Raw genomic sequence first — 13,255 nt, forward strand, 5'->3', positions numbered from 1 at the left:
CAGCGGCATGAACGTCCGTCACGGCAGAACATTCACCAGAAACCGCGAAGAGCCAGAAATTCGGCGGTCGCCCGCGAATGTTGCTCTGGGCTGACGGACGGGGCGCCGTGTAAAGGGGACGACGGCGGGTGCCCACCCGCCGTCGTCCGCTCCACTCAAGCCTCCCGAAGGACGGCTACTAGAAGCTCAGTGCCACAGCCCCAGCGCGAACTCGGCAATGACTGTGGACAGCAGGAACGACGCCGTGATGGCCACCAGTCCCACCGGGATGATCTTCCAGCCGATGTTCTTCAGCAGCGGGATGTCCTTGCCGAGGGACAGGCCGGCCAGGGTCAGCATCACCGTGGCGATGGACAGGAAGTCCACGGTCTTGACGGCCCCGTTCAGTGCCTCGGCCCCGAAGAACCAGGGGCTGGAGACATACGCGCCGATGGTCGTGATGAACACGATCGCCGAGATCTTCCGGGTGACCTTGGCCAGCCCAATGCTCACCAGGACCAGCGCCAGCAGGACAACGTACCCCAGCACAATCGAGAGCGACAAGCCCTTCGCCGCAACGGAAGCAGTTCCAATACCCAGCACCGTCAGCACGGACAGGGAGAGCCACAGCGGCAGCTTCATCTCCGCCGAGGATTCCGCCACCCGCTCACGGAACAGCCGGTTCTCCTCAGCCTGCGCGGCCTCGCGCTCCGCATCGGCAGCAGAAACAGCACCAGCACCAGCACCGGCAGCAGCCACCTCTCGGCTCGCACGCTTCCGCGTCAGCACCCGGTAGAACTTGTCCGCCAGCGGCAGCGCAATGTAGATGCCCACGTACACACCCAGCACCGTGGTGATCAGGTTGGACACGGCGGCCATCCCAAGGACAGCGTCCTGGTCGCCCGGGTAGGCCGCAGTAATGCTCGCAACCGACGCAGCCATCATGGAACCGGACCCCACGCCGGCACCCATGGCCAGCGCCAGCGGATCGAAGATCTTCCAGTTGGCCACCAGCGAGGTCAGCAGCGTGATGAACACGGCACCGAACAGCGTCCCGAACACATACATGGCCAGCACGCCGCGGTACTGGTCCGAGTCCGGCCCGTACTTCTCGGACACCATGGCGAAGGACGGCTCACGGTCCAGCGAGAACGTGGCACCCACCGTCGCCTTGCCCATCCGCAGCAGCACAGCCAGCGGCAGCGCCAGCACGATGGTGCCCAGCAGGTGCCCCACCTCCTGCAGCAGCAGCGCCGGGCCCGCCTTCAACAGGGTGGGCAGGCTGGGGCCGATGTTGAACGCCAGCCGCGCCACCAGCAGCAGCACGGCCACGCCCACCAGGGCGGCCGCCACCCGCTGCAGGTCGATGCCCAGCGGCTTGAACTTCTGGATGGACACCAGCAGGCCCAGGATCAGGCCCCACACCATGGGGAAAATGATGATGGCGCCGATGCCCAGATCGATCTTCGCCTGCCCAATGAACTGGACGGCGAGGGCAATCACGAACGCCAAAGCGGCGATGGGGATGGTCAGCCTGGTGCCGGCCTTGTCGGTCCGGGCTGTAGTGACAGTGCTCATGATGCGCCTTCCTGGGTGAAAGTACGACGGCGGTACGCCGCTTGGGTGAAGCGTTGACGTTGGGAGGGGGTTGAGGCAGCCGCGGCAACGGTCCAGGCCAGCGCGGTGCCGGCCTCGAACATCACCCCGTACGCCTGCGGAGTGTCCGCCAGGGCGGCGAACGCGTGCGAATGGATGGGAACGTCCGCGCCGGGAATGCTCAGCCACGGGTGCAAGGACGGGATGACCTGGGAGATATTGCCCATGTCCGTGGAACCGCCGCTCAGGCCGGCCGCAGGGGAGGTGTCCTTGCCGAACGCGTCCATCGCCGCCGTCCAGTGCGCCGCGAGGTCGTCATCCTGGAGCAGCGGCTCGTACAACGGTTCGGTGTCCTCGAACGCCAGCGTGGTTCCGGTGGCCAGCGCCGCCCCTTCGAAGCAGCGCCGCACCCGCACCAGCAGTGCCTCGAACTCGGGCAGGGTGAAGGCCCGGCACTCGAATTCCACCACGGCTTTCTCCGGAATGATGTTGGTGACGTGGCCGGCCTCCGCCACAAAGCAGGCGATCCGGTGGTCGGAAGGAATCTGCTGGCGCAGCAGCCCGATCGCCACCTGGCTCAGCACCGCCGCATCGGCGGCGTTGACGCCCAGGTGCGGGGCGGCCGCCGCATGCGCGGCCTTGCCGGTGAACGTCGCCTTGTACCGGCCCACGGCCTGGGCGCTGGTCCCGGCCGGGTTGTAGGTGACCCCGTCCTGGACCGGGTGGACCATCAATGCCAGCCCCACGCCGTCGAACGCTCCCTGCTCCAGCATCAGCGCCTTGCCGCCGCCGTGCTCCTCCGCGGGGGTGCCGATGGCCTTGAGCGTGATGCCCAGCTCATCCACGTACGGCTGCAGCGCCAGGGCCGCGGCCACCGACGCGCCGGCGATCAGGTTGTGCCCGCAGGCGTGCCCGATTCCCGGCAGTGCGTCGTACTCCACGCAGAGCGCCACGGTCAGGTCGCCGCTGCCGGCGGTCGCCGTGAAGGCGGTGGGCAGCCCGGCGCTGCCGTGCTCCACCTCGAAGCCGCCCTCAGCCAGCAGCGTGGTGATGGCCTCGGCAGACTTCACTTCCTCGAAGGAGATTTCCTTGAAGCCGTGGATGTCCTTGGCCAGCGCCTCCACGCGGGGTTTCCAGCGTTCGACGCCGTCCGCCAGGGCAGTGCGCAGCGCACCTGCGGCGGGGGTGGTGTCAGTCGTGTGCACGGGTCTCCTAGTAGGACAGTGACGGGAAGGGGGAACCGGCGGCGCGCGTTGGCACCCACACGGCCTTGGTCTGGGTGTACTCGTCCAGCACGCCCGGGCCGGAAGAACGGCCGTGGCCGGAATCCCCGAACCCGCCGAACGGCACCGCCACGTGGATGGTCTTGTAGGAGTTGATCCAGAACGTGCCGGCCTTGACCTCGCGGGCCACGTGGTGGGCGCGGGACACATCCGAGGTCCACACCGCCCCGGCCAGGCCAAAGCTGGTGTTGTTGGCGCGGGCGATGGCCTCTGCCTCGGTATCGAATGCGTCCGCGCCCACCACGGGACCGAACACTTCGGTGGTTTCCAGCCGGTTCGCCGGGGTGACGCCGTCCAGCAGCGTGGGCATGACCCAGTGGCCGCCTTTCAGCGCCGAACCGCTCAACGCCTCCGGCAACGCTGACCCGGTGAGGCGACGGCCGCCGTCGTCCATTCCCGCCTCGATCAGGCCGGTGACGGTGGCAAATTGCTGCGCGGTGATGATGGGGCCCACCTCGGTGTCTGCGCTGAGCGGATCACCCACCCGCAGCAGGGCGGCCTTGGCGGCGACCATCTCCACGAACTGGGCGTGCACTCTGCGCTCCACCAGGAGCCGGGACCCGGCCACGCAGGACTGGCCCGCACCCGAGAAGATGGCGGAGATGGCGCCGTCCGCGGCGCGGTCAAGGTCGGCGTCGGCGAAGACGATATTGGCGCTCTTGCCGCCGAGCTCCAGCAGGGCCGGGATACCCGCCTGGGCTGCGGCCACGGCGACACGGCGCCCGGTGGGGACCGAACCGATGAAGCTGACTTTGCCCACCCGCGGGTCGGTGGTGAGTGCCGCGCCCACGGTCTGGCCCAGGCCCGCGGCGACGTTGAAGACGCCCGCGGGCAGGCCCGCTTCATGCGCGATCTGCGCCAGCCGAACGGACGACGCCGGGGTGAACTCGCTGGGCTTGATGATCACCGCGTTGCCGGCAGCGAGAGGGGCGGCGGAGTTCCAGCCGGCCGTGAACAGGGGAGCGTTCCATGGAGTGATGGCGACGACGACGCCCCACGGCACGCGCTCGGTGTACGTGTGCCAGTTGCCGGGGACTGGGATGGTCTGCCCGGTGAGCTTGTCCGCCCACCCGGCGTAGTACCCGAACATTTCGGCCACTTTGGCCGCCTCTGCCCGGGCATCCCGGATGGGCTTGCCGGTGGTGGCTGACTCCAGGATGGCCAGTTCCTCGGCGTGCTGCTCCACGGCGCGGCTGACGTTCCGGAGGATGGCGGCCCGCTCGAAACCGTTCAGCCGCCCCCACAAGGCGGCTCCCGCCGTCGAACTTTCCAGGATGGCGTTGGCACCCTCGGCGCCGGGGTCCGCGTAGGTGGCGAACGGCTCGCCGGTGGCCGCTGCGGTGAGCGTGATGCTGTCTCCGCTGCTGGTGGCGACGCGGCCGTCAACGAACGCGCCGAGGCCCGCCGGGAAGGCGGCGTCCAGGACCGACCTGGCGGTGGCTGTGGAGGAGGAGGTGGGTGCTGTGGTGATACTCAAGTTCTTGGTTCCTTCGGGGGACGTAGTCGCGGGGGCTCTTAGGCGGCGGAGGTGGAGGCCGGGGCGCCGGCCGGGGTGATGGCGGGGGCCACGGTGCGGGCGATCTCGGTGAAGTCAGCCCGCGGGCCAAGGACTGCCAGGGCGTCCTGCCACTGGTTGGCGACGGCGGCCAGGAGCGCGGGTTTCTCGCCGATCTGGGCGGCCACGTCCACTGCAAGGGACGCGTCCCGGGCCATCAGGCCCATGGAGAAGCCGGAATCGTGCGTGCCGGTGAGGACCCAGTTGGGGTACATGGCGGCGGAGACTTTGCTGCCGCCGGAGGCGCCGCTGATGCTGGCCGCTGCCGTGGCGGGGTCGATGCCGTAGGCCTTGGCCACGCCCAGCGCCTCGCCCACGGAGGCGAGGTTCGCGGCGGCCAGGACGTTGTTGAGGAGCTTGACCACGTTGCCGCTGCCGGGTCCGCCGATGTGGCTGTAGTTGCCGCCGGTGAGCGCCAGCAGAACTGGTTCGGCAGCTTTCAGCGCGGCGTCCGTGGCCCCCACGAAGGCGCTGAGCGTTCCCGTTGCGGCGCCGTCGCGGCCACCGGAAACGGGGGCGTCGATGAACGCCGCACCGGCGGCCTCCGCGAGTTGGGTCATGTGCTTGCTGGTGGCGGGCTCGGAGGTGGTGGTGTCAATGATGGCGACCGTTCCCGGGCCGGCCAGGAGCTGCGGCACGGTGGTTTCGACGATGACGGCAGCGGGGAGTGAGAGGACTGCGTAAGGTGTTCCGGCCAGGCTGGACAGGGTGTCCGTGGTTCCGATGCCGGTTTCTGCGGCTGCTTGGCGGGCGGCTTCCGAGGGGTCGAAGCCGGTGACGTCCCAGCCCGCCTTGTGCAGGGTGGCGGCCATAGCTCCGCCCATGGCGCCGAGGCCGATGACGGCGACGCGGTTGTTTTGTGGCTCGTTCATAGAGGTACTCCTGGTGGCTGTTGGTGGTTCTGCGTTCCGCGGTTTTGTATTTGCGGCGCAGCTAGTCGAGGTAGATGTCCAGGTCTTTCCAGAGCTGCTGGGTGCGGCGGATGGTGGCCCGGCTGCGCTCCGGATGTGCTGCCTCCATGCCGGCGAGCAGGCCGTAGACCAGGGAGTTCGCGGCGGTGACGGACTGGAAAAAGGAGATGCCTTCGGAAGCGACAACCAGGAGGTGGTCCGCGGCGGTGGCCAGCCGGCCGCGGCGCAGGTCGCTGATGGCAATAACCGTTGCGCCCGCCTCTTTCGCGGCTTCGGCGGCAATGATGATCTGCTTGACGGAGCGCCACATGTTGATCACCACCAGGACATCACCGGGCCCAAGGCTGTTGGTGCTGGACGCCAAGTGGGGGCCGGCACGGTTTTCCAGGCTGATCGGGTAACCCATGGTGGAACCCAGGTGGGCCATGACACTGGCGGGGCCGGCAAAGGAGCCAATGCCGACGACGGTGATGGACTTCGCTGACGCCAGCGCGGCGATGGCCGCCTCGGCTTCCTCGGGGGTGTTCGAGTCAAGCGTCAGGCGGAGATTTTCGATGTCGTGGGTGATGGCTTCGTACAGCGGGCTGCGGGTTTCGCCGTGCTCGGTGAGGGTGTCCTCGGTGGAGATCATCACCAGGTAGCGGGACCTGAGTTCCCGCTGCAGGTCAGGCCAGCCGCGGTAGCCCAGGTGTTGTGCCGTGCGGACCACGGAGGAACTGTTCACGTCCGCGCGCTGAGCAATCTCGGCGATGTCCGCGTAGGAGGACAGCTGCGGGTTGCGGCGGATGACCTCCACCACGCGGCTCTGGGCCTTGGTCAGCGCAACGTCCGGCAGGGCATCACCAAGCCATGCGTGGGAGCTGATGCCGGAGCCGTTGCCGTCAGTTTCGGCGGCGTGCCCGGGTGCCGGCTCTGCTGCTGACACTGCTGCCGGCTGGGTTGCCTGCTCTTCTGCCTGCTCTGGTGCCTGCTCTGTGGAAGCGCTGGGGTTCACGGTGGGGCCTGTCCTGTAACGCAGATTACTCTGCAAGTGCAATTGCATCCAATGTACTCTGCAATTTCGTTTGCGAACAGTGTTTTGCGTTTCGGGGATGTAAAACCTCTTGGGGCGGCCGCCAGCGGGCTGCCGGGCGTGGGCGTTGTAACGGCCCCGGATGCGGCATCCCCAGGGTTGGCTGGTGCAGCGGGTAGCGCCCCGGGTTTACGCCGGGTTCTTTTGGATGCTCCGCGATGACTACCGTCATCAGCCGCTTAGCCGGCTACGGCCCTTTCAACCGACAAGAGCCTTGCGTAGTTCAAGCACATGCTTGCGCCCTCGTTGGCCGGAATCCTGGTTCCGTCCAGTCTTACTTGGTCCCCGCGGGTCAAGGCCGAGCCATCCGGCAACACCGCGGCTTCCCCGTCCAAACTGGTGCCCGCCGGAAAGATCAAGGTCCAGTCGGTGCCGTCATTCCCAAGCAGGATGACGCACCCGGCGCCATCCCTGGAAACCTGTCCCGCCACCGTGGCTTCCACCCGCGGCCCTGACGGTGCACTCTCGACTGTGAGTGCCTTGGTGCCGCCGTCCGAGACGAGCAGCTTGGTGGTGAGCTCCTGCTGGACCGCCGGAGCAGGACTTTGGGCCGGCGGTTGCGCGGGATCTTGAGCTGAACAGGCCGCCATGGCCAAAAGGGCTGCAGCGGTCGTGCCAAAGGTAATGATGTGCTTCATTTCTGTTCCCCCTACAGAAAGCTGAAATCCCAGCCTACGGCCCAGGGCCCGGATGGGGCAGGCTCCCTTTTATCACCACAAGGAGGCGTACGACGGCGGGTGGGGACCCGCCGTCGTACGCCTCCTTGCCGCGCGGCTACTTGGATGCCTCGCGGGTTGTCTGTTCCAACCGGGGGTGCAGGTTGTTGGCCTCACCCCAAAATGTCAGACCCTGCTGCGAAGATTTTTGTTATGGAAACCGGTGTGGGGGCAGGTGCGGGAGGCAGGGCGGCAATCGCCTCTGCGGTCGCTTCTGTGGCCGGGCTTGTCCGTGAATTGGAGCGGGTCGTGGCCGGAGCCAGCCCGGCTGGCGCAGGGCCTGATCCGTTGCGGGAGTTGTCCGAAGACTCCCTTGAGGCACTGGAGCTGCTGGCCCGGATCGAGGCGGCAACTGCGGCGGCCAAGGTCCGGATGATCGCCGTCCACGCGGAGGCGGCAACCCTGTTGGAGGCACCCCCGGCCGGCGCTTACAGGGAATCAGCCCAGGAAATGACAATGGTGGCGGAGATCGCCTGCGTACTTACCATCGGCGAACGCGCCGCATCGGCCCTGCTGGGGCAGGCCCATGCGCTGACCACCACGTTGCCGGCGGCTCTGGATGCGTTGCAGGCGGGCACGATTTCATGGCAGCACGCCCGCGCCGTGGTCGACGAAACCACAGGGCTCGATCCCGCACGTGCTGCGGCTTTGGTGGCCCACTTCTTCGACCCTGAGGATCCGAACCCTGCCCGCGGCGCCACGCCCGGAGACCTCGTGCCGTCGCGCTTCCGGCGGAAGGTCCGGGCCTGGCGGGAGCGCACCTTTCCGGAGTCGCTGGAAGAGCGGCATGCCATTGGCGTGGCGGACCGGCGAATGGAATACCGGCCGGACGTGGACGGGATGGCGTGGCTTTCCCTGTACCTTCCCGGCGATACGGCCTGCGCGGTGTGGAATAAGGCGTCCGCTGTGGCCCGCGGGTTGCGGGGCCCCGGGGAGGGCCGCACCCTGACCCAGTTGCGTGCCGATGTCGCGGCCGCACTCCTGATGGGTGCCAGGGCGGGTGGCGCGGGTGGTGCCGCCTCGAACCCCGGGGCTGCCTCGAACCGTAGTGCCGCCTCGAACCCCGGTGCCGCCGGGGACGCCTCGAACTGTGATGCCGCCTCGAACCCCGGTGCCGCCGGCGACGTCGGCCACGATGCCGGCCGCTCGTTCGATGCCGGCAACGGCCCCCATACCGAGGACGGCAACCCTTACGCCGTTGACCTGGGCAGGATTCCCGCGCCAAAAGCAGACGTCCTGGTCACCGTGCCCGTCTTTTCCCTGCTGGGTCTCACGGATGAACCGGCCGACCTTAACGGGTTCGGTCCCATTCCGGCGTCCATGGCGCGCAGGCTTGTGGCAGACGGGGCTGGCTCGTTCTACCGGGTGCTGGTGGACCCGAGGGATGGGGCGCCGCTGGAGATCGGACGCACCAGCTACCGGCTGCCGGAAAGCATGAAGCGGTGGATCCGGATGCGTGACGGCAGGTGCACTTTCCCCGGCTGCAGCAACCACACCCAGGACAACGAAACAGACCACCTCACCGCCTGGCAACACGGTGGAACCACTGGAATCAGCAACCTGGGGCAGCTGTGTCCCAAGCACCACCGCCTGAAACACGGCTCCACGTGGACGCCTACTCCGGCCACCATGAACGAGCCACCCGGATGGACTTCCCCTGCCGGCCGTCACTATCCGGCCGAACAACCTGACTGGCAGAAACCGCAATGGCCGCCCGGATTCCCGGCAGCGGAATGGATCGTTCCGCCGGGCTGCCCGCCGGGTGGGGCCAGCCCCTTCGAGGAAATCATCGTGGCGTACCTCGCCTCGTGACGCCACGGCACAAAGTTAGAACTCTGCTGCGGCGAAACCGGCGTGCCAATGCAGTGAAGGCGGACGATGCAACGAAGGGGACGACGGCTGATGCGTGCCGGCCGTCGGGGGTCGTCGGGTCGGTGCCTGGCGGTGGTCTGTCCGGGTGTCCGCCGTCGTCGGGTCCTCGGGGCGGTGCCTGGCCGGGGCGTGTCGGGGTGTCCGCCGTCGTTGGGCCGTCGTCCGGGCGTGCCGGTGGCCGTCCTTGTGCGCGCCGTCGTCCGTTCCGTGCCCGGCCCATGTCCGTGCCCAGCGATGTCCCAGCCCGTTCATCCTTACGCAACCACCACGTCCACCACCGTTCTTTCGGGCGGACAAGCCTTGGCAGGCACCCACTGCCCGGCGGACCGCGATACGCAGGGCGGAAGGCCCACCGTCCAAGGAGTACCCCGTGTTCGTAAGATCCACCCTCGCCACGCTTGCCGTCCTCGCCACCCTCGCCGGAGCAGCCGCAGCTCCCGCACAGGCTGCCGACACTACGAGCGACAGCAGCCAGGCCTTCACCTTCGGCGTCATCGGCGACATTCCCTATGGAGCGGCCGAGATCGCAAAGTTCCCGTCACACATCCAGGACCTCAACGCCGACAAGGACCTGAAGTTTGTAGCACACGTGGGCGATATCAAGAACGGCTCCTCCGTCTGCTCCAACGAGTACTTCTCCTACATCCGCTCCCAGTTCGACACGTTCACCCACCCGCTGGTGTACACACCGGGCGACAACGAATGGGTGGACTGCCACCGGACCAACAACGGCGCCTACAACCCGCTGGAACGCCTGGACAAGATCAGGGAGGTGTTCTTCAACGAGCCCGGCAAGACCCTCGGCGCCACCATGCCCGTCAAGAGCCAAGAGAACCTGGGGCTGCCCGAGGATGTCCGCTTCACCAAGAACCGGGTGGCTTTCGCCGTACTGAACGTCCAGGGCAGCAACAACTCGCTCCTGCCGTGGACGGGGCTGGGCAAGACTGCTCCCACGCCGGAACAGCTCGCCGAGGTGGAACACCGCACGGACGCCGTCCTGGCCCAGATCCACCAGACCTTCGCCGATGCCAAGCGCAGCAACGACCGCGCCGTGGTGCTCATGCAGCAGGCGGACATGTTTGATCCCGCGCTGCTCGCCGACGCCACCGCCGACCCCAAGACCGTGTCCGGCTTCCGAGAGATCGTGCAGGCGATCGTGGACGAAACAAACCACTTCGACGCCCCGGTCTACCTGGTCAACGGCGACAGCCACGTCTTCGCCCAGAACCAGCCCCTCGCCGCCGGCTCGCCCTGGCTGGATATCTACGGTGCCCCGGCCGCGGACAACCTGCAGCGCATCACCGTGGACGGCGCCAACAACGCCGTCGACTACCTCCGGGTCACCGTCTCAGGCAACAACGCCAAGGGCACAGACGTCCTGAGCTGGGAAAAGGTCCCCTACAGCGAGTAGCACCCCACTGAAGCGGACGACGGCGGGTACCCATCCGCCGTCGTCCGCTTTCCTGTGCGCCGGAAACCGGCCCTCCTAGAGCCGGAGCTCCATGAACACGCTGTTGGGATCAATCACATAGTCGGCGAACTGTGCGCACTCGGTGAATCCGTGGCGGGCATACAGGCGTCGGGCCGGGGCGAAGTAGTCCTCGGTCCCGGTTTCCAGGTAGACGCGCTCCAGGTTCCGGGACCGCGCATGATCGAGGATGTGGAGAAGCATGAGGGTGGCGACGCCTCGTCCCCGAGCCGACGCGGTGGTGCGCATGGACTTGATCTCGCCCATCCCGGCTGCGCCCGGTGTGGACTCCAGGAGCTTGAGTGCCCCGCACCCCAGCAGTGCACCCTGCTCGCGCGCGGTCCAGAACGTGATGGATGGGGCGGAGAGCGCAGAGTGGTCCAGCGCGTGAACGCTTTCGGCCGGCGACGTGGCGTACATGTCCGCCAGGTGTTCGCTCAGGAGGCGGTGGACGTCGTCGCGCTCGGGGCTGTCCCGCTCTATGGAAATCATTGCTTCAAATTTACCGGTTGCCTGCCGCGCCGCGGTGTGCGACTATTCGGGTGATCGTGATCAGAACGCAGGAGGTGAGACCCATGAATGCAGTATCCGCAATGGGTGCTCCCTCGCAGTCCACGATCGCGCGGCTGAACTAGCCGCCGCCGGGAGCGCCAACCAGGCAATTCGCGAAAGGCGACTCCCATGAACACAACACCTTCCTCCCACCCACACCCCTCCCAGGGTTCACTTCCCGGCCGCGCACTGGTCCTTGGCGGCGGCGGATCAACAGGCAATGCCTGGCTGATCGGCGTCTTGGCCGGCCTCGCCGCTGCCGGACTGGACGTGACCCGGGCCGACCGGGTCATCGGTACCTCCGCCGGATCCACGGCCGCAGCCCAGATTGCCGGGGCGCCCCCGGCTGAACTGTATGCCGCCATCCTGGACGCGCCGCTGCCGCCACAACGCCGCCCTGCAGCCGGCCATGCCCCTGCCAGGCCGGTGTCCGACCATCTGGAGCGGACCGGCAAAATCATTGCCGCCGCCAAGGATCCGGCCGACATGCGCAGCAGGATGGGTGCGGTTGCCCTGGAAATGGCAGCTGCCCGGAACCCTCCAACGCAGACCGTTTCGGTGCAGGACAGCGCGTCGCCGGCAGGTTCACCGCAAGACGGTCCAGTTCAGGAGAGATCTGTCCAAGAGAGCTCAGCCCAGGGCGGTTCCCTCCGGGAGCAGTGGCGCGCAACGGTTGCCACGCGGCTCCCCACGCTCGAATGGCCGCAGCACGAGTTGCTGATGACCGCCGTGGATGCCCACACGGGCGAACCGGTGGTGTTCCACCGCCACAGCGGCGTGGACCTGGTGGACGCCGTGGCCGCCAGCTGCGCCAGCGGCTTCGCGTACGGGATCGGGAACGGCAGCTATATCGACGGCGGCTACCGGCGCAACGAGAACGCCGACTTGGCTGCGGGGTGCGGGCGGGTGCTGGTCCTGTCGCCCTTCGGGGGCAGGACACGGATGCCGCTGGAGTGGAACATGCAGCTCGCAGCGCAGGCCGATGAGCTGCGGGCCAGCGGCAGCGTGGTGGAAACGGTCTTCCCGGACGCCGGCTCGGAACACATGTTCGGTGCCAACGCCATGGACCTTCGGTTGCGCCCCGCCGCCGCTCAAGCAGGCTATAACCAAGGAAAGGCCCTTGCCGGGCGGCTTGCCTCCTTCTGGAGCTGACGCCGCCGGGGACGCGTTCGTCCCCGCCGGCACGTTCGACGGCAGGTGGGCGCCCGCCGTCGAACGCGCCCCGCTACAGCGTGGCCAGGAAGTCCTCCGCGAACCTCTTCACGCCGTCCCACTCGGTATAGACGTAGTCCCGGGACGTATCGGTGTCCAGGGAGCCCTTGTCGCCTGCGATCTTCTTCATGATGAGGCGCTTGATGAACCCGTAGTGCGTGTACAGCAGGGCACCACCGAACAGTGCCACATGGGCCGGCCGCCAACCGGTTTTCTCTTCGAACTCCCGGACGTAGCTCTCGGCGTTTTCGGCATCCCCATGCGCGGCCAGGCTGACGGAGAACAAGGCGGATGGGAGCCGCTCCAGGGTTTCCCGGTTCTTCCGGACAAAGTCCTGGACGTACTCCTCGTGCTTGCCCATGTGCACCGATGCCCCCACCAGGACCGCATCACACCCGGGCGGGATCGAGTCGCCTGCCTGCTTGATGTCCGCAACAAGGGCCTCGTGCCCATGCGCCTGGATGACGCCCCCGATGAACTCGGCGATCCGGGCCGTCTGGCCCTCGGTGGTCCCGTAAGGGATGTAGATGCTGCCCATCGTGGGCCTCCTGGTGGTGTCCGGATCGGTCCTGTATTACCTTGCCGAATTCCCGGTCCGTGGCGTAGGGCCCAACGTCCCGGAAGTTTTAGTGGATGAGCCTTTGGCGTTTCTCCGCGGGGATGACAAAAGGAGCGAGGAATATCGGGGACGGTCAAAAATATGAATTCTCCATAACTGGCGAAGTCACGTTGTTGGCTCCCATTTTGCTGCCGTGCCAGGCCCCGGGCCGGGCAGGGCGGAGGGACTGGCTAAAAAGGTAAAAGAGCGTATGGTGGCCGTTAACGCGAGAGAAGGGCGTGGTTCCGGTGTCTGGAAAATCAAAAGGCGGAGCGGCCAAAAAGGTCGGAAAGTCGATCCTTGAGAAACGTGCCGAAAAAAAGGCGAAAACCGAAAGCAGTGAGCTTCACGTTATAAAGCAGCGCAAGAACCACCGCTGACCAGGCGGTACCCGGAACCCGTAGGGCGGACTCCTGACGATGAGGCCGTTACGCTGTCGAG

Annotated in this window: 11 protein-coding genes; 3 read left to right on the top strand and 8 right to left on the bottom strand. The window is 67.1% G+C overall.

Annotation, left to right across the window (positions count from 1 at the left end; all coding sequences use genetic code 11):
- Positions 1 to 186: 186 nt before the first annotated feature.
- The 6 genes from QRM95_RS15020 to QRM95_RS15045 form a co-directional block, all read right to left on the bottom strand.
- Positions 187 to 1,557, bottom strand: coding sequence for a DUF3100 domain-containing protein (locus QRM95_RS15020; protein WP_285248343.1), 1,371 nt, complete (start codon positions 1,555 to 1,557; stop codon positions 187 to 189).
- Positions 1,554 to 2,780: an amidohydrolase gene (locus QRM95_RS15025; protein WP_285248344.1), complete on the bottom strand. Its 1,227-nt coding sequence runs from the start codon at positions 2,778 to 2,780 to the stop codon at positions 1,554 to 1,556. Before QRM95_RS15025 ends, QRM95_RS15020 begins: the two co-directional genes overlap by 4 nt.
- A gap of 7 nt (positions 2,781 to 2,787) precedes the next feature.
- Positions 2,788 to 4,335 (bottom strand): aldehyde dehydrogenase family protein, encoded by a 1,548-nt coding sequence (locus QRM95_RS15030; RefSeq protein ID WP_285248345.1) that lies wholly within the window; start codon positions 4,333 to 4,335, stop codon positions 2,788 to 2,790.
- A gap of 38 nt (positions 4,336 to 4,373) precedes the next feature.
- Entirely contained in the window at positions 4,374 to 5,285 is a 912-nt protein-coding gene (locus QRM95_RS15035; protein ID WP_285248346.1) for an NAD(P)-dependent oxidoreductase, read from the bottom strand.
- Between the two features lie 61 nt (positions 5,286 to 5,346).
- Positions 5,347 to 6,249 (bottom strand): MurR/RpiR family transcriptional regulator, encoded by a 903-nt coding sequence (locus QRM95_RS15040; RefSeq protein WP_502934979.1) that lies wholly within the window; start codon positions 6,247 to 6,249, stop codon positions 5,347 to 5,349.
- A gap of 326 nt (positions 6,250 to 6,575) precedes the next feature.
- A complete protein-coding gene (locus QRM95_RS15045) occupies positions 6,576 to 7,034 on the bottom strand; it encodes a hypothetical protein (protein WP_285248347.1) in 459 nt (152 codons plus the stop codon).
- A 231-nt stretch (positions 7,035 to 7,265) separates the two neighbouring features.
- Between QRM95_RS15045 and QRM95_RS15050 the strand changes: the two genes are divergently transcribed.
- Both QRM95_RS15050 and QRM95_RS15055 read left to right on the top strand, forming a co-directional pair.
- Entirely contained in the window at positions 7,266 to 8,924 is a 1,659-nt protein-coding gene (locus QRM95_RS15050) for an HNH endonuclease signature motif containing protein (RefSeq protein WP_285248348.1), read from the top strand.
- A 430-nt stretch (positions 8,925 to 9,354) separates the two neighbouring features.
- Positions 9,355 to 10,395, top strand: coding sequence for a metallophosphoesterase family protein (locus QRM95_RS15055; protein WP_285248349.1), 1,041 nt, complete (start codon positions 9,355 to 9,357; stop codon positions 10,393 to 10,395).
- 75 nt (positions 10,396 to 10,470) lie between these two features.
- On the opposite strand, the gene QRM95_RS15060 is transcribed toward QRM95_RS15055, so the two are convergent.
- On the bottom strand, positions 10,471 to 10,944 hold the full coding sequence (locus QRM95_RS15060) for a GNAT family N-acetyltransferase (RefSeq protein WP_285248350.1): 474 nt from the start codon (positions 10,942 to 10,944) through the stop codon (positions 10,471 to 10,473).
- Positions 10,945 to 11,133: 189 nt separating this feature from the next.
- Between QRM95_RS15060 and QRM95_RS15065 the strand changes: the two genes are divergently transcribed.
- Positions 11,134 to 12,156 (top strand): patatin-like phospholipase family protein, encoded by a 1,023-nt coding sequence (locus QRM95_RS15065; RefSeq protein WP_285248351.1) that lies wholly within the window; start codon positions 11,134 to 11,136, stop codon positions 12,154 to 12,156.
- Between the two features lie 73 nt (positions 12,157 to 12,229).
- Here the strand turns inward: QRM95_RS15065 and QRM95_RS15070 are convergent, their stop codons facing one another.
- Positions 12,230 to 12,754 (bottom strand): flavodoxin domain-containing protein, encoded by a 525-nt coding sequence (locus tag QRM95_RS15070; protein WP_285248352.1) that lies wholly within the window; start codon positions 12,752 to 12,754, stop codon positions 12,230 to 12,232.
- Positions 12,755 to 13,255: the final 501 nt, after the last annotated feature.

Source organism: Pseudarthrobacter sp. efr-133-R2A-89 (genome assembly GCF_030209315.1).
Taxonomy (GTDB): Bacteria; Actinomycetota; Actinomycetes; order Actinomycetales; family Micrococcaceae; genus Arthrobacter.

What these genes read in the sequence shown, in the direction of transcription:
- QRM95_RS15020 (WP_285248343.1), bottom strand. Translation starts at nt 1,557, where the DNA reads ATGAGCACTGTCACTACAGCCCGGACCGACAAGGCCGGCACCAGGCTG.
- QRM95_RS15035 (WP_285248346.1), bottom strand. Translation starts at nt 5,285, where the DNA reads ATGAACGAGCCACAAAACAACCGCGTCGCCGTCATCGGCCTCGGCGCC.
- QRM95_RS15045 (WP_285248347.1), bottom strand. Translation starts at nt 7,034, where the DNA reads ATGAAGCACATCATTACCTTTGGCACGACCGCTGCAGCCCTTTTGGCC.
- QRM95_RS15050 (WP_285248348.1), top strand. Translation starts at nt 7,266, where the DNA reads ATGGAAACCGGTGTGGGGGCAGGTGCGGGAGGCAGGGCGGCAATCGCC.
- QRM95_RS15060 (WP_285248350.1), bottom strand. Translation starts at nt 10,944, where the DNA reads ATGATTTCCATAGAGCGGGACAGCCCCGAGCGCGACGACGTCCACCGC.
- QRM95_RS15065 (WP_285248351.1), top strand. Translation starts at nt 11,134, where the DNA reads ATGAACACAACACCTTCCTCCCACCCACACCCCTCCCAGGGTTCACTT.
- QRM95_RS15070 (WP_285248352.1), bottom strand. Translation starts at nt 12,754, where the DNA reads ATGGGCAGCATCTACATCCCTTACGGGACCACCGAGGGCCAGACGGCC.